This is a genomic window from Chromobacterium sp. FG89 (genome assembly GCF_057808735.1).
In genome coordinates this window covers 61,396-79,518 of sequence record NZ_JBMDIQ010000022.1, presented here as the reverse complement: position 1 = coordinate 79,518, position 18,123 = coordinate 61,396, and the positions used below count along the sequence as shown (strand labels likewise).

General features: G+C 61.5%; 20 protein-coding genes. 18 read left to right on the top strand and 2 right to left on the bottom strand.

Translation table 11 applies throughout. From position 1 onward, the window contains the following. From ACODRW_RS19345 to ACODRW_RS19310, 8 genes are all read left to right on the top strand, one after another. Positions 1-489 (top strand): DUF2345 domain-containing protein (locus ACODRW_RS19345; RefSeq protein ID WP_488906483.1); only part of this gene is annotated, 489 nt, incomplete at its 5' end. Positions 490-494: 5 nt separating this feature from the next. Beyond that, positions 495-1,502, top strand: a complete 1,008-nt coding sequence (locus ACODRW_RS19340; protein WP_488906482.1) for a DUF2515 family protein — start codon at positions 495-497, stop codon at positions 1,500-1,502. Beyond that, positions 1,468-2,403 carry a hypothetical protein gene (locus ACODRW_RS19335; RefSeq protein WP_488906481.1) on the top strand — a complete coding sequence of 312 codons (936 nt, stop codon included), beginning with the start codon at positions 1,468-1,470 and terminating at the stop codon, positions 2,401-2,403. Before ACODRW_RS19340 ends, ACODRW_RS19335 begins: the two co-directional genes overlap by 35 nt. Before the next feature lie 143 nt (positions 2,404-2,546). Continuing rightward, a complete protein-coding gene (locus ACODRW_RS19330) occupies positions 2,547-3,776 on the top strand; it encodes a WD40/YVTN/BNR-like repeat-containing protein (RefSeq protein WP_488906480.1) in 1,230 nt (409 codons plus the stop codon). Between the two features lie 45 nt (positions 3,777-3,821). Next, positions 3,822-4,673 carry a hypothetical protein gene (locus ACODRW_RS19325; RefSeq protein WP_488878040.1) on the top strand — a complete coding sequence of 284 codons (852 nt, stop codon included), beginning with the start codon at positions 3,822-3,824 and terminating at the stop codon, positions 4,671-4,673. 119 nt (positions 4,674-4,792) lie between these two features. Continuing rightward, positions 4,793-5,470 carry a hypothetical protein gene (locus ACODRW_RS19320; RefSeq protein WP_488878039.1) on the top strand — a complete coding sequence of 226 codons (678 nt, stop codon included), beginning with the start codon at positions 4,793-4,795 and terminating at the stop codon, positions 5,468-5,470. A 107-nt stretch (positions 5,471-5,577) separates the two neighbouring features. Continuing rightward, positions 5,578-6,552 (top strand): hypothetical protein, encoded by a 975-nt coding sequence (locus tag ACODRW_RS19315; RefSeq protein ID WP_488906479.1) that lies wholly within the window; start codon positions 5,578-5,580, stop codon positions 6,550-6,552. A 468-nt stretch (positions 6,553-7,020) separates the two neighbouring features. Beyond that, entirely contained in the window at positions 7,021-7,812 is a 792-nt protein-coding gene (locus ACODRW_RS19310) for an N-acetylmuramoyl-L-alanine amidase (protein ID WP_488906478.1), read from the top strand. 77 nt (positions 7,813-7,889) lie between these two features. Here ACODRW_RS19310 and ACODRW_RS19305 read toward each other — a convergent pair whose 3' ends face one another. Beyond that, positions 7,890-8,645, bottom strand: coding sequence for a glycoside hydrolase family 16 protein (locus ACODRW_RS19305; RefSeq protein ID WP_488906477.1), 756 nt, complete (start codon positions 8,643-8,645; stop codon positions 7,890-7,892). Positions 8,646-8,876: 231 nt separating this feature from the next. After that, positions 8,877-9,071, bottom strand: a complete 195-nt coding sequence (locus tag ACODRW_RS19300; RefSeq protein WP_488906476.1) for a hypothetical protein — start codon at positions 9,069-9,071, stop codon at positions 8,877-8,879. Positions 9,072-9,180: 109 nt separating this feature from the next. Between ACODRW_RS19300 and ACODRW_RS19295 the strand changes: the two genes are divergently transcribed. The 10 genes from ACODRW_RS19295 to ACODRW_RS19250 all read left to right on the top strand — a co-directional run bounded on the left by ACODRW_RS19295 (position 9,181) and on the right by ACODRW_RS19250 (position 18,054). Continuing rightward, positions 9,181-9,621: a MauE/DoxX family redox-associated membrane protein gene (locus ACODRW_RS19295; protein WP_227106219.1), complete on the top strand. Its 441-nt coding sequence runs from the start codon at positions 9,181-9,183 to the stop codon at positions 9,619-9,621. Positions 9,622-9,685: 64 nt separating this feature from the next. Next, entirely contained in the window at positions 9,686-10,117 is a 432-nt protein-coding gene (locus ACODRW_RS19290; protein WP_019104277.1) for a carboxymuconolactone decarboxylase family protein, read from the top strand. 111 nt (positions 10,118-10,228) lie between these two features. Then, positions 10,229-11,971: a class I adenylate-forming enzyme family protein gene (locus ACODRW_RS19285; RefSeq protein ID WP_107801429.1), complete on the top strand. Its 1,743-nt coding sequence runs from the start codon at positions 10,229-10,231 to the stop codon at positions 11,969-11,971. Positions 11,972-11,974: 3 nt separating this feature from the next. Continuing rightward, positions 11,975-12,937 carry a 1,2-phenylacetyl-CoA epoxidase subunit PaaA gene (gene paaA, locus ACODRW_RS19280; RefSeq protein ID WP_107801430.1) on the top strand — a complete coding sequence of 321 codons (963 nt, stop codon included), beginning with the start codon at positions 11,975-11,977 and terminating at the stop codon, positions 12,935-12,937. Further along, positions 12,930-13,211, top strand: coding sequence for a 1,2-phenylacetyl-CoA epoxidase subunit PaaB (gene paaB, locus ACODRW_RS19275; RefSeq protein ID WP_019104274.1), 282 nt, complete (start codon positions 12,930-12,932; stop codon positions 13,209-13,211). The genes paaA and paaB overlap by 8 nt, the downstream gene beginning before the upstream one ends. Next, the gene (paaC, locus tag ACODRW_RS19270) at positions 13,208-13,978 is read left to right on the top strand and encodes a 1,2-phenylacetyl-CoA epoxidase subunit PaaC (protein ID WP_253314708.1); all 771 of its coding nucleotides are present in this window, start codon (positions 13,208-13,210) and stop codon (positions 13,976-13,978) included. Before paaB ends, paaC begins: the two co-directional genes overlap by 4 nt. Beyond that, entirely contained in the window at positions 13,975-14,496 is a 522-nt protein-coding gene (paaD, locus tag ACODRW_RS19265) for a 1,2-phenylacetyl-CoA epoxidase subunit PaaD (RefSeq protein ID WP_227106221.1), read from the top strand. The genes paaC and paaD overlap by 4 nt, the downstream gene beginning before the upstream one ends. Before the next feature lie 10 nt (positions 14,497-14,506). Beyond that, positions 14,507-15,574 carry a 2Fe-2S iron-sulfur cluster-binding protein gene (locus tag ACODRW_RS19260; protein ID WP_253314709.1) on the top strand — a complete coding sequence of 356 codons (1,068 nt, stop codon included), beginning with the start codon at positions 14,507-14,509 and terminating at the stop codon, positions 15,572-15,574. Between the two features lie 22 nt (positions 15,575-15,596). Beyond that, positions 15,597-16,778, top strand: coding sequence for an MFS transporter (locus ACODRW_RS19255; protein ID WP_107801434.1), 1,182 nt, complete (start codon positions 15,597-15,599; stop codon positions 16,776-16,778). 76 nt (positions 16,779-16,854) lie between these two features. Beyond that, positions 16,855-18,054, top strand: coding sequence for an iron-containing redox enzyme family protein (locus ACODRW_RS19250; protein ID WP_199225966.1), 1,200 nt, complete (start codon positions 16,855-16,857; stop codon positions 18,052-18,054). Positions 18,055-18,123: the final 69 nt, after the last annotated feature.

Here is an 18,123-nt window from a genome sequence, read left to right as displayed (position 1 = left end):
GCGCTGAAGCTGATCGCCGCCAAGGGCAAGATCCAGATGCAGGCGCAGAGCGACAGCATCGAGGTGACAGCGGACAAGGATGTGACCGTCACCGCTTGCAAGGAAAGAATCACCGTAGCGGCCAAGCAGGAAATCCTGCTCAACGTCAGCGGCGGCGCTTACATCCGCATCGCCGGCGGCAATATCGAACTGCATTGTCCCGGCAAGGTGTCGGTGAAGGGCGCCAGCCATCAGATGAGCGGGCCGGCGAGTATTGGGATCAATATGAAGGGATTTCCAAGTGCAGACTTATATGATGAGAAATTTCAGGTTCTTGGGCCCGATGGCAAGCCACTCAAGGGAATTACACTTGCAATTCATGATGGCAAGAATCAATTGCTTCATCAAATTAAACCAGATGGCAGTAATCAGCGTATTCATACTAGCTCTGCCACACCATTAGAAGCTCAAATGGTTTGGAGCGAAATTCTTCCCTTAGATGAAAAATAATTGCCATGGCGACTGATACTTTACGCAAGACAGCCACTACTAATACTCAAGATGGCTCCGTGTGCAAAATTGAAGCAGGTTGTGACACAATGTGGTCATTAGCACAGCAGTTTGCCTATGATCGCCTGTCTAGGAGAGAGCAAGGTTACACTTTTAGACCTGTGCGGGCTCTAATGGCAGATTATGCGCAAAGGGCTAGAGTGATTTCAGCGACTTATTCCCGATTTTACCTAGAGATAGAAGATTATGGCGACCCTAAAAAAAAGGGGCGTTATTATTGGATGGCGCTGGGTGCTTTTGCTAGTAAAACAGTGGCATGTACTTTGGATTTAATTCGAGTGGATGCCGGGAAGTTTATGCCGAAGCTTGGTGAAAACTGGGATTTTGGCTATGTGAGAGATGGGTTGGGGAAAGGGAACTTCTGGCTTTTTCAAGATATCGCTCCTACTCATTGGTATCATAGTTATAGTGCTGCTACTTTTGAAGATTGTTTGAGTGCAAGAGGGAGGGATGGCTGCCATAAGCAAGTGTTAGATAATTTGAAGCGCTTCCCTTGGGCAGAAACAGCATTGCCGACATTAAATTATCTTAAGCTCTCATCCTATATAATAGAATCTTTCAAAACCGTAAAGGCTATCGAAAATAGTAGCAAGGGAACTCAACGAGAAAAATTGCAGTTAGATCATTTGTTGAAAGTGGCAGAGCATGAACAGCAAATTGTTTTGCAACCATTAATGTATGAGGATGATAAATTCGCAAAATGGGTGCAACGGCAAAGAGGTTGGATGAGCTGGTTTTCTCCTGATTTAGAGTTGATTTTTACACATGAATGCAAAACTTCAGATAAAAGTATGAAGTCGTCTGCCCCAGAAGAAACAGTCTTAGAAGACTATAATAGTCGAATGACTTGGATTCGTAGCGCAGCAAATGATTTCCATGAGTTGATGAAGCGCAAGAAACCATTTATGGAAAAAGAGCTTGCAACTATGGCTGCATGGTATGTTTCAAACTAGTCATCTGAACGGTGTGGTTGTGAAAAAAATCATTCTACTCGCAGTCTTGATTGGGTGTGCCGTAGTTGCTGCATATGCCTATCTTCCTGAAGGAAAAGAAAAAGAGAAGGGAAAAATGAATTATCCTGAAAAAATATCAATAGCCTTGAATCAAGGTGGAGTAGACTGGAAAAATAAATATGGTGATATTGTGCATATCAATGCACAACCAGCAGGGGTTAATTTTTATAAAATTCAGCCTTTGCGCACCAAGCAATCCATAGTTGTACGTTTAGAGCATGGTAGCCATAGTCTGGAAATTCCACGGGTGCTCAGTGTGACTGGCACACAGGATATGGATAAAAAAGAAGGTATCGATAGCATACAGCTAAGCGCAGGCTTGTCCTCTCAGTCCTCGATAGAGCATGACGTGGCAAGACGTTATGTATGGAATTTGGTCAAATCGATTCGCGCTGCAGGTTGGCAGAAGTATATCGAAGAGACGGACCCGCGTTTGAGTGGCAAAGCAGCTTATGAGTACGCTGTGCAGAAGCATGGGGCATTAGACCCTGACTATGAGTTGTCATTGACGGAGTGGATGACAATGCCGGCTAGGACCCGCTGGAGCTTCTATGCAAAGGATGCCTTTCTGAGTTTGGAGTTTGACAGGGATATGCAGCGCATGGACCCTGCCAAGCCTGGCGCTTATTTGTTGAACGTCAGCATAAGCAGTGCTGAGCAGCAATTCAGCTCAAATTTTGAATTTGAAGAGCGTGATCATTGGCGTAGTTTATGGAGTGCGGCTGCACGGAAATGGAAGCAGGAACGCAATATAAAAGAAGCTAAATTGCGTGCGCTGGGCGTGGTTATTGACGAAGGTTATCAAGATCCGCCTTTACCGGCAGAGCCTGTTGGGAAGTAGCGCTAGCATAAGTTCTATGGCTTGAACATGTAGCCACTGGATTTGACTGTGGCTGTGTTTTAAAGAGAGACGATGGCAAGGTGACGAGGCGTGCGGTATATCTCAGTGTGGCTATTGTGGTCCTGGCCATTGCCGGAGCTAACTTGTATCGGGTTGCTTTCCCCTGGACGCATCAACTTGAGTTGATGGAACAAGACAAGCCTTATGGCGGCGGCGATCTGCGTGTCCATGGCCGGCAGCTCTTCATCTTCAAGCCGATTGGCCCCGAGATCAAGTTCAAGCCGGTGGCCGAGCGTAGCCGGCCCGGGGTGCCGGAGGTGCAGGAGCCCTGGATGAACGACGTCAAGGAGGTCAGCAACCGCTCCACGGTCAGGCTGCTGCGCGGCGATATGGAACACGGGGTCAAGCGCATTTTCGAGCAGCGCGGGCAGAATGGGGCCTGGTGGCTGTCCGCCGATTGGAAAACCATCTATGGCTCCACGGACTGGATGAATTTCAAGCTGCCGGCGGGGCCGGACGGTTATGGTCAAGGCTGGCACGCTTTGTGGAAGTCCGAGGATGGAGGCGCCAACTGGCGACAACTGCCATGGCCGGAACGCATCCAGCCTGGCCAGCCGCTGTTCTTGAACGACGGCAAGCGTGGTTATCTGGTGGCGGAAGGCATGCGTATCTGGCGCACCCGCGACGGCGGTGAGCATTGGGAGGCCTTGCCGATGCCCTCCTGGGCCAATCAGCGGCTGATGGCCAATCCGGACGGCAATGGTTTGTCGCCCATGGTGCCGGACACCCGCGCTCGTTTTGACGCTTTCGATCTGGCGGAGGACGGCACCTTGCGCCTGTCGTTCTATGTGCGGCAGGCGCGCTTGGGCGGCAGCTTCGGCGCGGTGGAGGAAAGCGCCTTGTTGTATAGCCTGCCTTGGGATGTCAAGGCGGAGGATCTGCCGTTGAAATGGATGCGCCCGGAGGCGGTGTTCAAGCAGCAGTCCATTGTTGACATCAAGCCGGCCTTGGGCGGCGGCCTGCATTTGATTGCCTTGCAAGGTCAGTTGCAGCCGGAGAAGGTGGCGGAGGAACAATTGCGGCCGGCGGCCTATGTGTTGTGGAAACAGGGCGAGGAGGCGCTGCGCCATGGTTTCGAGCCGCATGTGATTCCCGGCGCCTTGTTTGTCGGCAAGCAGGATCAGTTGGTGCTGGCGGGAGACAGCCAGCAGCCAGGCCAGGCGATGCGGGATTCGATCACCTTGACCAGCACCGATGGAGGCCGCAAATGGAGTGAAACCAATGACGGTTCCGCGTTTGCCTGGTTCTATGAGGCGGAGAGCAATCGTATCTGGAAATACCAGACGCATTCGTTGTATTGGCGTAGCTTGTAGCTGTGGCGGTAAGGATGATGTCGTGACGCCAGGTTCACCATCCCTATGCTAATCACCCAAGCAATGAGAGAGCTTAACCGTGAAGCGTGGTTTCTGAACTACGTCACTTCCATTCCCTACTACGAAGCTTGCGCTCAGGCGACCGAAGACTTTGCGGACCTATTCAATTGCCTGTTGACCAAACACGACGGCCATGGCATCGGTAATCTGGATGGTTGGGTGTCGCGCTATCTGAATCATGCTGAAGAAATCCGTCGTCGCATTGAGTGTGTGCGCTATGGCGACTACATGCCGATGTATGGCCAGCTATCAGATACCAACCGCGACTTCAGGGGTTTGGCGGAGCAGAACATATATGGTTGGCGCGCTCCCGCGGAAGACCGAGCATGGAATACGGCCCTTGAACACATGTCCAGCCTTTGCGGTGTGGGTGCGCAAGCACTGGGCAACGTCTATTGGCACGGCAAGTTGTGGGGGGATGAGCAAACCAATTGCGTAGGCCGGAATGAAGGGTTTGCCAAAGGAGCCTCCTATGACTTGGACTTCTGGCAGGCTCACGGCTTGATCCCCGTTCCAGAGGGGTATCCCAAATATGAGCTTGATTACTCGCTCAGTTGCAAAACCGGGGAGATCTGCCCCCGTAATGGCGTGTGGGTGCCCAAGCAAGTGCTGAACGAAGGACTGGAGCATCTACATATTGAGTTTGTCCAGCAAGGGCGGCTAATGCCCCCCTTGTTCCGCTTCCATTTAGAAAAGCAAGTGGACGACAACATCGTCAATTATCTTCGCGAGATGAGTGAGGAGCCTGACCTTGATGCTTATACCTCTGAGGAGGCTATCAGCTCCATGGAGGAGGCTGTGTGGTATCCATTGGTACTACTAGGTGACCTGGGGTGACACTTCATCCACAAGAGTGTTTTCTGCTAGAACGTTTTGTATCGTTGGCGTACATAGGCGAGCTTCGCGACGCCTGGAGACAGGTTGTTTATTCGCATGAGCAGGCGCTGGAGCGGTATATGAATACCGCACCGGCCACTTTGCGTTCAAATCATCTATCCGAGCAACCAGATGTGACCTGGGGAACTGTTCTACTGCCTAACTATCGAGCAACGTTGCAAAACTTGATAAACACCTATATTGAGCGGACTCATGATGATGCCAATGTGTTTCGTGGGGGCGGTGGTGTTCGTGGAGCTTTACGTGGTGGCAACGAGTACTGGCACGGTTGGATGGGGCAGGATGAGTTAGAGCGCATCGGCGACTTTGAAAGTAGAGCTAGCAGGCTGGATATAAATTTCAACAGAACTTGCGAGGGCCGTTGGGAGGAGGGAGATTTGTCTTTTCGCTACGATGAGCTGAACTGGGGGCCATTGGACCTGCCTCCAGCCATTCCCGCTTATGAACTGGATGGCAGTGTGATGGTGAGACCTGGCGATAAGGTGGAGATTTCTGGTGTTTACCTGCCGGATGTGGATCATGCTTGCGCTCAGTTTCTGCATCCCTATCGCACCAATCAGTTGAAGCCTGACTTGCTGAATGCGCGGGGTATGGGTGAGATATCGGTACATCAAGGTCTGCAACGGGATCAATTCGGCGATTGGGAGCGGGAGAGGCAGGTGGTGCCGACTTGGACCTTGGTTCGGCGCGTAGAAAGCCAATTTCTCCAAGTTCCTCCTAACGGTTTTTATCCCTAACATGCTTGGCGGTAGCCTGTCTCGCAGAGGGGAATAGATTAGAATGCTTGGCCCTTCTCTGCTGCGCTTGGCTGTGTTCCGTTCTCGAGGTGTAAAGGATCTTAGTCATGCCCCCGTTGCAGCCACAGGAAGTTTATTTGCTGGAATATCTCGTTTCATTCGAGCACTTCTGCAATGCACGTGACGCGATGCGCGAGGCAGTGCGATTGGGCGAGCAATGTCTGGACGAGTTCATGCAAAATCTGCCTGCCGATTTACGGCGGCACCATACTAGCGAGCAGCCCGACGTCGTGTGGGGAAGTCTCGTGTTACCCAATCTACGCTCCAGCCTGGATGGTCTGATCGAAGGTTGCATTTTACGAAGCCATGGCGATCCTCAAGCCTTTCGTGGCTTAGTTGGAACTCATGGTCGTAGCATTAACAAGAATATCAGTGAGTTTGATGCCAGTTGGATGTCCGAGCCACTGGGAACAATGTTTTGGGATGCTTTGTTCAAGGCGATTGCATTAGATAAGGTTATCGGTGCAACTATTGGTGGGGAATGGCAGGAAGGAAGCTTAAGCAGGCATTGTGATTTTAGTGATCCCAGTGGAGTCTTAGGTGGAACGAATATCCTCCTTCCTAAACAGATTCCAGTTTATGAATTGGACCATTCAGTCGTGATTGGTCCTGGCGATCAGGTCAAGGAGTGCGGTGTTTATTTGCCGGACTCCGAAAATACGGCTGCGCAGTTTCTGCACCCAGGGCGATGGTGGCCAGAAGAGCCTGGCATTTCGGTGCGTCAGGGCCTAAGCAAGGATGAAGAGGGCTGGTGGGATGATGAGCAGGATGTGTATCCATCCCGCTGGACGCTGGTTCGGCGTATCCCCAAGCAATTCCTTGAGGTCCCCCCCGAAGGTTTCTACCCTAAAAACCAGCCAAGCAGCGGGCGGGTTGAGGGTGGACAAGCGTGCCCTCATGCCGGTGTCTGGTGGACGCCAGCTAGGCCTGATGCGTGTCGCAGCTTTACGGCAGGTGAGGCCATACCGGTGTTTCCTGATTCTCAATATGGGGAAACGGTCTGGTATCGGCGGGCGGAATAAATAAGGTTCCGTTATGTTGTGGCACGGTTATCTGCCTGGAATAATTTCACGGGCGTGGCCGTGAGAAAAATTATCTTGGTCTCAGGTGTAGAAGTGCCGATTTGACCTGATGGCCAAGCCTTGCCGAGAGATGGGGGTCGCCGCGGTGACTTCATTTTTGGTTAAGGCCATTGTTTGATGGTTTGTCTATGCCGCCGCTATGCTTAAGTGGCGGGGCTTTGAAAGAGCTGACCACGGTGTGAGGCGCGAGTGATGCATCTCCGTGCCGCCATCATCGTAATCTAGGCGATGGCCGGTATGGTTTGGTTGTGGCGGGTATTCCACCGAAAATATCAGGTTCATGCGCCGTCTTGGCGGGGATGACACCCGTCACCCCCGCCGAACCCCTGCGGCCGGGAGGACTCAGACTCTATGTGCCGGCTGTCTGGCCGGCCGCATCCCTTCCCATTCCCCTCCTGGAGATTCTTCATGACGCCCATCCTGTTCAATACCTATCGCTCGGTCCAAGGCTTCAACAAACGCGTCCGTTTCCTGATCCTGCATTACACCGCGCTGGACTTCGCCGGCTCCATCAAGGCGCTGACCGGTTCCGGCCAGGTGAGCGCGCATTATCTGGCGCCGGACCCTTGCGACCCCAGCTATCAGCAGGCCGGCTTCAAGCAGATGAATCTGTTCAATCTGGTGGACGAGAACGACCGCGCCTGGCATGCCGGCGCCAGTGCCTGGGATGGCCGCAGCAATCTGAACGATTCATCCATCGGCGTGGAAATCGTCAATCTGGCGCGGGAGGACAAGGGCGGCATGGTGTTTCCGCCCTATCACCCGGAGCAGGTGGCGGCGGTGACGGAATTGGCGCGGAACATCCTGGCGCGCTATCCGGACATCAGCCCGGTGAACGTGCTGGGCCATTCCGACATCGCCGTGGGCCGCAAGAGCGATCCGGGGCCGATGTTCCCGTGGCGGGAGCTGCACCTGGCCGGGGTGGGCGCGTGGCCGGAGGCGGAGACGCAGTGCAAGTACGTGCGGCGGTTCCAGCAGCAGGGTTTGCCTAGCCGGGAGAAGATGCTGGAGGCGTTCAAGCATTACGGCTACGAGGCGGCGGCGGGCGGCGACGCCGGCTTCGCCACCCTAGTGCGCGCCTTCCAGATGCATTTCCGCGCCAGCGATTACCGCGGGGTGATGGACGTGGAGACGGCGGCCATTTTGTTCGCCTTGCTGGAGCGTTATTGGCCTAAGCGTTTGGCCATGATCAAGCTTTAACGAATCTTGTATTCAGTGAGAAACCCGGCCGCCTGGCCGGGTTTTGTCGTTTTCGCCGCGAAAATGCCGCTGCGTGCTTATTTGGCGGCGGCCGGGATGAAGGAGAACTCCTTAATCACGATCTCCACTTCCTTGCCGTCCTTGGGCGGCCGTCCCTGGAACAGCCATAGATTGATGTGGGGCGGCAGCGGTTGCTGCGGCACCAGGCGCGTGGGGTCCGCCGGGGCGAAGTTCCAGCGCGCCATTTCATACAGGTCGCCATCCTGGTGGCCGTGCAGCGATTGGTAGAGCACCCGGCTGGCGTTCCAGTTGAAGCGGTGGGTGCTGTAGTCGCCGTTGAGATTCGGTTCGAAGGCGTAGGAGGTGGGCTTGGGGCCGGGCACGGCCGGGTAGACGGTGTAGTTGCCCATCGGGTTTTGCCGGTTGCCCCAGCGGGCGAATTCGATGTCGATTTCATTGCTGGCGTCCGGGCCCACGTCCGGCGTCGGGTAGTTGAACAGGCCCAGCACGATGTTGTCGTCGAACAGGTCCGGCCGGCCTATCAGCTTGAACTGGTAGCGGCCAAAGCCCAGCCGCTGAGGCAGGTAGACTTCGGCGCTGCTCCACTTGCCGGCGCGTTGGGCGATCTTCAGGTGGAGCCGGCCCTGGGCGTCCACCCAGGCGTTGTTCTCGTCCCAGTCGTTGGGGCCGGGGCCGCTTTGGATCTGGTTGCGGACTTCCCAGACGTAGCCGGAGAAATTCAGGGTTTTGGCCTGGGCGGCGCCGGCCAGGGTCAGGCCGGCGGCGATGAGGGGGAGCAGGAAGCGGCGCATGGTGTGTGCCTTTAGATCCACGAACAAAACCCCTGATCCTGCGTCCGCCTTTTGGTCGTACGACGGGTGCTGTAGCTTCGCAGAAACTTCGTTTTCTGCGTCGGCGCGTCTTGGCTCAGCTTCTCCGCGAGGTGTTGTCGGCGGCTCTTCGTTGTGGATAAGCCTGTCATTTAAGCGCGGCGGGGGCGGCGGGTAAAGGGTGTTTTTGCCGAGCCAGGCTGTCCGTCCGGACAGGCTGCGGCGCGGACGGGGTCATGCCCGCCGGGCGGCGACGGGGTCATGTCCCCGCGGCGCGGGCGTCGGCGCGGCGCCGTTCCACGCGATCTGGTCTCTATTGAATCTACTTTTCTTTTCAATGGTTTGCGCGGTTTGTCGCTTGGCGATCCGCGCGCCGTCTTTCCAGTTTCCAAATGCCTTCATGCGCTTTGTCATGGTCGGAAAATTCATTCTTGTCCCTTATGCGTATCGAGTATGTCCATTACAGTGCAATCCATATTGCATAACTTGGCGGCGCGCCGTCGCGGGTTGGCATCCATATCGATTGGGAGGTTTAGGCATGCAAAAGGAAAGCGCCTGGAAGGCGGTGTTGCTGTTGGCCCGGTTCGCGTTGGCGGCGGCGTTTTTGTCGGCGGTGGCGGATCGCTTCGGCTTCTGGGGCCATATGGGCGAACTGGGGGTGTCCTGGGGAACGATGGAAAACTTCTATCGCCATGTAGCCAAGCTGTGCCCGTGGGCGCCGGCCGGTCTGATTCCGGTGCTGGCCTGGGCGGTGAACGCGCTGGAGGCGGTGTTGGGCGTGACCCTGTTGCTGGGCGTTCAACTGCGCGCCTCCGCCTGGATCAGCGCGGCGCTGCTGCTGGTGTTCGCCCTGAGCATGGCCGCGTTCCAGAGCCTGAAGCTGTCGCTGAATTTCAGCGTGCTCACCTGCGCCGCCTGCGCCGCGCTGGTGTACTTGGCCAGTTCGCTGGAAGCGGCGCCGGGCGCGCGCCGCGTCTGAAGTTTCCGGGCGCGGCCGGGCCGCGCCCGCTTCCTGTCCTTATCCAAATTTAGGAGTGTTGATCATGAGTAGCTTGCGTCTTGCGTATTACGAATTGTCCCCGGAACTGCTGCAGGGTTTCCGCCTGGTGAAGCAGGGCCTGGAAAAGAGCGTGCTGGGCCTGCCGCTGATCGAGCTGATCTATCTGCGCGTGTCCCAGATCAACGGTTGTTCCTTCTGCCTGAACATGCACACCAAGGCCCTGCGCGAGCGCGAGGAAAGCGACCGCCGTCTGGCGGAACTGGCCGGCTGGCGCGTCAGCGCCCAGTTCAGCGAGCGCGAGAAGGCCGCGCTGGAATGGGCGGAGGCGCTGACTTATGTGGTGGACAGCCACGCCGACGACGCCGCCTATCTGCCGCTGAAAGCGCATTTCAGCGACCAGGAGATTTCCGATCTGACCTTCGCCATCGCGCTGATGAACGGCATGAACCGGCTCGCCGTCGGCATGCGTCAGTAAGCGCCTGACCAGGGGTCCGCTCGCGAGAGCGCGAGCGGGCTCGCAGACAGTCCACCCTCCCGCCTGGCCGCAAGCGGCGGGCTCAACCAACGCCAGCAGACACACACCGACATGGACCACCTGATTAAAAAGCAAGCCTGGGACGCGCTGTTCAACGATCCGGAACTGGGCGCCGGCAATTTCCTGTTCAAGGCCCACGCCGCCTACGGCGGCAGCCGGGAAGACTATCTGTTCCTGGAAAAGCCTTTTATCGGCCCGCGCGGCAACGCCTATCAGTCCTTTTCCCTGGACAGCCTGTTCCATCTGGTGAGCGATCTGGCGGCCTGGTACCGCCAGCAGGGCATCCAGGCGGGGCGGCATGTCTGCTTGTTCCTGGGCGACGGCATTCCGTCCTTCCTGCATTTCCTGGCGCTGGGCAGCCTGGGCTGCGTGCCGGTGCTGATCAACGGCCATCTGCGCGCCGACATCGCGGCGCTGTACGCGCAGCGCAACCGCTTCGACGTGTTCGTCTACGACAAGGAAACCGACGCGCGTTGGGATCTGGCCGGCGCGCTGCGCGGCCTCACCGCGCTGGACGCGGGCTTCAACGCCGGCGCGGCGGTGGCGTTGGCGCCGCTGCCGGCTTCCGGCTGGCCGGCGGCGGTGAAGGACGAGGACATCGTGATGGTGTGCCACAGCTCCGGCACCACCGGCATTCCCAAGGCGGTGCTGTTTGGCCACGCGCAGTTCTTCAACGGCAAGCGCGAGCGCCTGCGCGGCTTTGTCGAGCAAGACGAGGACAAGCTGGCCACGGCGATGCCGCCCACCCACGCGGCCGGCGTCAGCTATCTGATGACGGCCACCATGCTGCAATTGCCGGCGCTGGCGCTGGCGACGCAAACCGGCCAAGTGGCGGCCAATCTGATCGCCAGCTTCCAGCCCACCATCGTCACCGCGTTTTCGCAGACTTACGCCTCCTTCGCGGAACTGAACCTGCCGGACGGCTATTTCGACTCGGTGCGCCGTTATTACAACACCGGCGACACCGCGCACGAGGCGCATATCCGCCAACTGCTGCGCCTGGCGCCGCGGGGCCGCTTCACCGATATGTTCGGCGCGTCCGAGCTGGGCATGTCGCAGTTCTTCAAGGTGTCCACGCCGGAACAGGTGGCCAGCAAGCGCACCGTGGGCGCGGCGGCGTCCTACGCGCGCTGCGACGTGCTCACTCCGCAGGGCGAGTTGTTGCCGGACGGCCAGCCGGGCTATATCGGCGTGCGTTCCCCCACGGTGACGCCGGGCTATTACGGCCAGCCGCATCTGACCGCGCTGACCACGCTGAACGGCTACTGGTTGACCGGCGACATCGGCCTGCGCCTGGACAACGGCGAGTTCGTGCACCTGGACCGCATCGTGGACGCGGTGCCGACGCCGCTGGGCGAGCCGGCCTACACCTTGCTGCTGGAAGAGCATTTGCTGAGTCATGCGGATCTGTTCGACGTCAGCGTGATCGGCGTTTCGCGCGGGCCGACGCGCGAAGAAGCGGTGCTGGTGCTGGCGCGCGGCAAGGCCGGCGCGGCGCTGGACGCGGACGAGGTGCTGCGCCAGGCGCTGGACTGCTTCCCGTTCAAGGGCCGCGGCGCGCTGCCGGACTACACCGTGTGCGTGGGCGTGCTCGGCGACGATTACGCGCTGCCGGTGGGCTCCACCGGCAAGGTGCTCAAGCGCGTGGCGCGCGAGCAGTTCTGGAGCTGGCAGCGCGATTACGATGACGGCCTGCGCGAGGTGTTCAGCGCGCTGCGCTGGAACCAGTCCCTGGACCGCCAGCCGGAGGCGGCGGCGGAGCCGCAAAGCCTGCTGGATTACCTGAGAGGCTGACCGATGGCGACGACGGAGCACCTGGAAGCGCTGGAGCAGGCGTTTCAACAGCGGATAGACGGCGGCGAAAAGATCGAGCCGCAGGACTGGATGCCGGAGGCCTACCGCCGCACCTTGCAGCGGCAGATGGCGCAGCACGCCCATTCCGAATACGTGGGCATGTTGCCGGAGGGCGCCTGGATCACCCGCGCGCCCAGCCTCAGCCGCAAATGCATCCTGCTGGCCAAGGTGCAGGACGAGGCCGGCCACGCCCAGTATCTGTACAGCGCGCTGGAGAGCCTGGGCCTGAGCCGGGAGCAGGCTTACGGGCAGCTGCTGGCCGGCGAGGCCAAGTACCTGAATATTTTCAATTATCCGGCCTTGAGCTGGGCGGACGTCGGCATGATCGGCTGGCTGACCGACGGCGCCGCCATCGTCAACCAAGTGCCCTTGTCACGCTGTTCCTACGGCCCGTACGCCCGCGCCATGGTGCGCATCTGCCAGGAGGAGAGCTTCCACCACCGCCAGGGTTTCGATCTGGTGCGGCGGCTGGCGGAGGGCACGCCGGCGCAACGGCGGATGGCGCAGGACGCGCTCAACCGCTGGTGGTGGCCGACGGTGATGGTGTTCGGCCCGCCGGACGAGGATTCGGTGCACTCGCAGCGCTCGATGCGCTGGGGCGTCAAGCTGTATTCCAACGACACCCTGCGCCAGAAGTTCGTCGATCAGACCGTGCCGCAAGTGTTGCACCTGGGCCTGACGGTGCCGGACCCGGATCTGCGTTTCAACCCGGACACCGGGCATTACGAGATCGGCCGCATCGACTGGGACGAATTCAACCGGGTGATCCGGGGCCAGGGCCTGTGCAACCGCGAGCGTCTCGCCAGCCGCCGCCGGTCCTGGGACGAGGGCGCCTGGGTGCGAGAAGCCGCCGCCTGCCACGCCGCCAAGCTGGCGGCGGGGCCGCAAGGAGAACGAGATGCATGAGTGGAAGCTGTGGGAAGTGTTCGCGCGCAGCCAGAACGGCGTGGCGCACCGCCACGTGGGCAGCGTGCAGGCCAGCGACGCGGCGATGGCGCTGCAGCACGCGCGCGACGTGTTCACCCGCCGCGGCGAGTTCGTCAGCCTGTGGCTGGTGGCCGCCGAAGACCTGGTGAGCAGCGGCGAGGTGGAGCGCGCGCCGTGGTTCGAGACCGCGGCGGACAAGGGTTTCCGCCACGCCACCTATTACGAGGTGCCAGAGGGAGTGCAACACCTGTGACCCTGCATCCGGAATTGAAAAACCTGCGCGCGGAATACCTGCTGCGCCTGGGCGACAACGCGCTGATCCTGTCGCAGCGCTTGTGCGAATGGTGCGGCCACGCGCCCACGCTGGAAGAAGACCTGGCGCTGAGCAATGTGGCGCTGGACCTGCTGGGCCAGGCGCGGCTGTGGCTGGACGCCGCCGGCCGCGGGCTGACGCCGGCGCAGAGCGAGGACGATCTGGCCTACGGCCGCGACGCCCAGGCCTTCCGCAACGTGTTGCTGGCGGAGCTGACCCGCGGCAATTTCGCCGACACCCAGATGCGCCAGTTTCTGTTCGACAGCTGGCATTGCCTGCTGCTGCGCGAGCTGTCGGATTCGGCGGACGCGGAAGTGGCCGCCATCGCCGCCAAGGCGTTGAAAGAGGCCACTTACCACCTGCGCCGCAGCAGCGGCTGGGTGGTGAGGCTGGGCGACGGCAGCCGGCAAAGCCGCGAATTCTGCCGGCTGGCGCTGGAGCGCTGCTGGCATTACGTGGGCGAATTGTTCGAGATGGACGAACTGGAGCAGGCGATGCTGGCCCAGGGCGTGGGCTGCGACCTGGCCGCGCTGTATCCGGAATGGCTGGCCTACGTCAACGAAGTGCTGGCCGCGGCCACGCTGGAGCCGCCGCGCGCGGCGCCGGCGGTCAGCGGCGGCAAGCGCGGCGCGCACGGCGAGGCGCTGGTGGCCCTGCTGATGGAGATGCAGTTCCTGACCCGCGCCCATCCGGGAGCCGGCTGGTGAGCCGGGTGCACGGCCTGGAGGTGCAAAGCGGCACCGAGCGCGTCTGGGAATGGCTGGCCGGCATTCCGGACCCGGAGATGCCTTATGTCTCCATCGTGGACCTGGGCATCGTGCGCGACGTGCGCTGGGAGGACGACGCGCTGCGGGTGGTGGTGACGCCCACCTACAGCGGCTGCCCGGCCAAGGCGCAGATAGACAGCAATATCCGCCAGACCCTGCAAGACCGGGGCGTGGAGGCGGTGCGGCTGGAAACGCGGCTGCATCCGGCCTGGAGCACGGACTGGCTCAGCGAAAGCGGCCGGTCCAAGCTGCGCGCCGCCGGCATCGCCCCGCCCTTGCCGGCGGAGCCGGGCTGGCAGCGCTTGAGCTTTGTCGCCGTCGCCGCGCCGCGGGTGCCCTGTCCGCGCTGCGGTTCCGACGCCACCCGCCCGCAGGGCGAATTCGGCGGCACCGCCTGCAAATCGCTGTACCAGTGCGAGGCCTGCCGCAATCCGTTCGAGCACTTCAAGAGTTTATGAGGAAGCCGTCATGCCGCAGTTTTACCCTTTGCAGCTGACCGAGATCCAGCGCGACACGCCGGACAGTCTGCTGTTGACGCTGGAGCCGTCGGAAGAACACCGCGACCGCTTCCGCCACGAGCCGGGCCAGCATCTGACCCTGCGCGCCTGGCTGGACGGCGAGGAAGTGCGCCGCAGTTATTCGCTGTGCAACGCGCCGGACGCGCCCAAGCTGCAGCTGGCGATCAAGCGGGTGGCCGGCGGCCGCTTCTCGCAATGGGCGCACGATAGTTTGGGGCCGGGCGCGATGCTGGAGGCCTTGCCGCCGTCCGGCCGCTTCGGCCTGCCGGCGGCGCCGGAAACGGCCCGCCATTACGCCGGTTTCGCCGCCGGCAGCGGCATCACCCCGGTCTTGTCCATCTTGCAGGCCACCTTGCTGCGCGAGCCGCTCAGCCGCTTCACCCTGGTCTATTGCAACCGCAACCTGGCCTCGCTGCAGTTCCGCGAAACGCTGGCGACGCTGAAGGACCGCTACCCGGCGCGTCTGTCCCTGATCTATCTGTTCAGCGCGGAAGAGCAGGACATCGAGCTGTTCAACGGCCGGCTGGACCGCGAGCGCTGCCTGGCGCTGCTGCGCGGCTGCCTGCCGGCAGCCTCCATCGACCACGCCTACGTCTGCGGCCCGGCCGGCATGATGGCGGCGGTGAGCCAGGCGCTGAGCGACAGCGGCCTGCCGCCGGAACGCGTCCGCAGCGAACACTACGCCGCGGCCCCGGCCGCCGGTCCGGCCCGCGCCGAGCGCGCGTTGGCGGACAGCCCGGAGCGGGTGCGGGTGACGGTGAGGATGGACGGCATGCAGCGCCAGGTGGAACTGGGCGCGCCGGTGGACAACCTGCTGGACGCCTTGCTGCAAGCCGGCGTCACGCCGCGCTACTCCTGCAAGGCCGGCGTTTGCGCCACCTGCCGCTGCCAGGTGCTGGCCGGCGAAGTGGACATGGAGGCGCCGCACGCATTGGCGCCCGAGGAGGTGGCCGCCGGCTATGTGCTCAGCTGCCGCAGCCGCCCGCTGACTTCAACACTGGCGCTGTCATTCGACTGATCCGCGCCTAAGGACACACATCATGACCTCTCAAAACGCCCTGTCCCGCTGGGCGCTGACCCTCTATTGCCTGGCCACCGGGTTTTCCGTGGCGGCGGTGGTCTACCACCAATCGATGACGCAGCTGATCGCCGTCTCTTTCGGCCTGTCCGCGGACTCGCTGTGGGGGCTGTCGGTGGCCACCCAGTTCGGCTACGGCGCCGGCCTGATCCTGGGCTTGCCGCTGGGCGACATGATCGCGCCGCGCCGGCTGATCCCCGCCACCATGCTGGCGCTGGGCGCGGTGCTGCTGCTGGTGGGCATCGCCCCGTCGCCTTGGCTGATGGTGCTGCTGTGCGGCCTGGCCGGCCTGCTGTCCATCGCTGGCCAGCTGTTGCTGGCCTACAGCGCCAAGGCGCTGGCGGCGGAGCAGCGCGGGCGGGTGGTGGGCAGCCTGCTCACTTCCTTGTTCGCCGGCCTGCTGCTGGCGCGGGTGCTGGCCGGCTGGGGCGGCGAGCACATCGGCTGGCGCGGCATCTATCTGACGGTGGGCGCCCTGACCTTCGTCATCGGCCTGGCGCTGCGCGGCTGCATCGGCGAGGTGCCGCTGGCCGGCCAGCTGCGCTACGGCCGCATGCTGAGCCAGCAGGGCGCTTTGTGGCTGAAGCTGCCGGAGCTGCGCCGGCTGGCGCTGGTGGCCGCCTGCTTCTTCGCCGCCTCCAACGGCATCTGGGCCAATCTGTCCTCGCTGACCCACGCCACCCTGAACTGGAACGCCGGTCAGACCGGCCTGCTGGCCTTCACTTCCATCGCCGCGCTGCGCGCGCCGTGGCTGGCGCAATGGCTGCAGCGCCGGCTGGACTGGCACGGCGTGATCGCGCTGCTGGGCGTCGGCATCGCCGCCACCTCGCTGGCCGGCGTCTGGCTGGGCAGCCAGGTGCTGATGATCGTGATCTTCCTGATGGTGACCGATCTGGGCGTGCGCTCGGTGCAGACCATCGCCCAGGGCCGGGTGCTGGGCATAGACCCCGCCGCCGCCTCACGGCTGAACAGCCTGTTCATGACGGTTTTCTTCTTCGGCGCCGCGCTCGGTTCCTGGTTGGGCGGCATCGCCATCCACCGGCTGGGCTGGGCCGGCATGTATCTGTTCCCGGCCGGCTGCGCCGCCGCCGGGCTGCTGTTCCTGAGCTGGCGCAACCCGGCGCTGCGCTTTGCCCGGGCCTGATTTCGCAACACCGCAACACCTGGACGCCGCGGCGCTTTCCGCGCCGCGAACCGCACACTTCGATTGGGAGATGGACATGGAAGCATTGTTGGAAAAAAGCGGCAGCAAGACCCCGTTGATCGCAGGCATGAGCCTGATCTGGGCCGATTGGCTGAAAGAAGAAGACCTGCAGGGCCTGGTGGAACACCCGCTGCTGCAAGCGCTGGAACGCAATGAGGCCAGCCTGGCCACCGTGCGCACCCTGCTGGTTCAGCACAGTCATTACTCGCGCCACTTCACCCGCTATCTGTGCGCGCTGATGGGCCAGCTGAGCGACCCGGCCGACGTGATGGCGCTGATGGAAAACATGCGCGAGGAAATGGGCGTGGACGGCGGCAGCGCCATCACCCACGCGGAAATGTTCCAGCGCACCTTGCGCGTGGTGGGCGCCGCGCCGGCCTCGCACGCGCCGCTGCCGCAGACCCTGGCGATGGTGGACACCATGATGGGCCACTGCCAGTCCTCGGACGCGCTGGCCGGCCTGGCCGCGATGTGCCTGGGCGCGGAAGCCATCGTGCCGCTGATCTACCGCCCCATCCTGCAAGCGCTGCAACACCACGGCTTCGGCGAGGACGCCACCGAGTTCTTCAGCCTGCACATCGAGGAAGACGAAGACCACGCGCTGACCATGCTGGCCATCATGCAGCGCCTGACCCTGGACCAGGACGCGCGCCGCGAGCAGGCCATCGCCGTGGGCCGCGAGCTGATCGCCCGCCGCGTGGCGATGTTCGACGCCATCTGGGCGCATTGCCAGGCGCAGCCGGCCGCCGCGCCCGCCGCGGCTCCGGCCGGCCATTTCTCCTCCGCCGATTTCTGGCGCGTGCCCAGCCAGTTGCAGGCCCAGTTGCCGGCGCGGCTGAGCCACGAGCAGGTGATGGCGGCCAGCCAGGGCGGCGACCAGGCCTTCTCCTCCGAGCGCAAGCACAAGGTGCACATCGTCGATCTGCCCAGCCGCACCATCAGCCTGACCATAGGCCGGCTGGAAGAGGGCGAGTCCACCCGCCTGCACCGCCACAACTACGAGACGGTGATCTACGTCACCCAGGGCCAGGGCTATTCCCGCATCGGCGACCGCCAGGTGCCGTGGCGCGCCGGCGACGCCATCTACGTGCCGGTCTGGGCCGAGCACCAGCACGTCAACACCGGCGCGGAGGAGTGCGTCTACCTGGCCTGCGAGAACGCGCCCTTGTTGCAGAACCTGGGCGGCATCGCGCTGCGCGAGGAACTGAGCGCCTGAAGCCCGGCCGCGTCTCCCGCCCCCCGGGCGGCGCGGCCCGCCAGCCTTGCCCGGCGCAAGCGGCTCTTG

Bases quoted from the DNA above. Each gene is read 5' to 3' on its own strand.
- ACODRW_RS19340 (WP_488906482.1), top strand. From the start codon at position 495: ATGGCGACTGATACTTTACGCAAGACAGCCACTACTAATACTCAAGAT.
- ACODRW_RS19325 (WP_488878040.1), top strand. From the start codon at position 3,822: ATGCTAATCACCCAAGCAATGAGAGAGCTTAACCGTGAAGCGTGGTTT.
- ACODRW_RS19320 (WP_488878039.1), top strand. From the start codon at position 4,793: ATGAATACCGCACCGGCCACTTTGCGTTCAAATCATCTATCCGAGCAA.
- ACODRW_RS19315 (WP_488906479.1), top strand. From the start codon at position 5,578: ATGCCCCCGTTGCAGCCACAGGAAGTTTATTTGCTGGAATATCTCGTT.
- ACODRW_RS19310 (WP_488906478.1), top strand. From the start codon at position 7,021: ATGACGCCCATCCTGTTCAATACCTATCGCTCGGTCCAAGGCTTCAAC.
- ACODRW_RS19300 (WP_488906476.1), bottom strand. From the start codon at position 9,071: ATGAATTTTCCGACCATGACAAAGCGCATGAAGGCATTTGGAAACTGG.
- ACODRW_RS19295 (WP_227106219.1), top strand. From the start codon at position 9,181: ATGCAAAAGGAAAGCGCCTGGAAGGCGGTGTTGCTGTTGGCCCGGTTC.
- ACODRW_RS19290 (WP_019104277.1), top strand. From the start codon at position 9,686: ATGAGTAGCTTGCGTCTTGCGTATTACGAATTGTCCCCGGAACTGCTG.
- ACODRW_RS19285 (WP_107801429.1), top strand. From the start codon at position 10,229: ATGGACCACCTGATTAAAAAGCAAGCCTGGGACGCGCTGTTCAACGAT.
- paaA (WP_107801430.1), top strand. From the start codon at position 11,975: ATGGCGACGACGGAGCACCTGGAAGCGCTGGAGCAGGCGTTTCAACAG.
- paaB (WP_019104274.1), top strand. From the start codon at position 12,930: ATGCATGAGTGGAAGCTGTGGGAAGTGTTCGCGCGCAGCCAGAACGGC.
- ACODRW_RS19260 (WP_253314709.1), top strand. From the start codon at position 14,507: ATGCCGCAGTTTTACCCTTTGCAGCTGACCGAGATCCAGCGCGACACG.
- ACODRW_RS19255 (WP_107801434.1), top strand. From the start codon at position 15,597: ATGACCTCTCAAAACGCCCTGTCCCGCTGGGCGCTGACCCTCTATTGC.
- ACODRW_RS19250 (WP_199225966.1), top strand. From the start codon at position 16,855: ATGGAAGCATTGTTGGAAAAAAGCGGCAGCAAGACCCCGTTGATCGCA.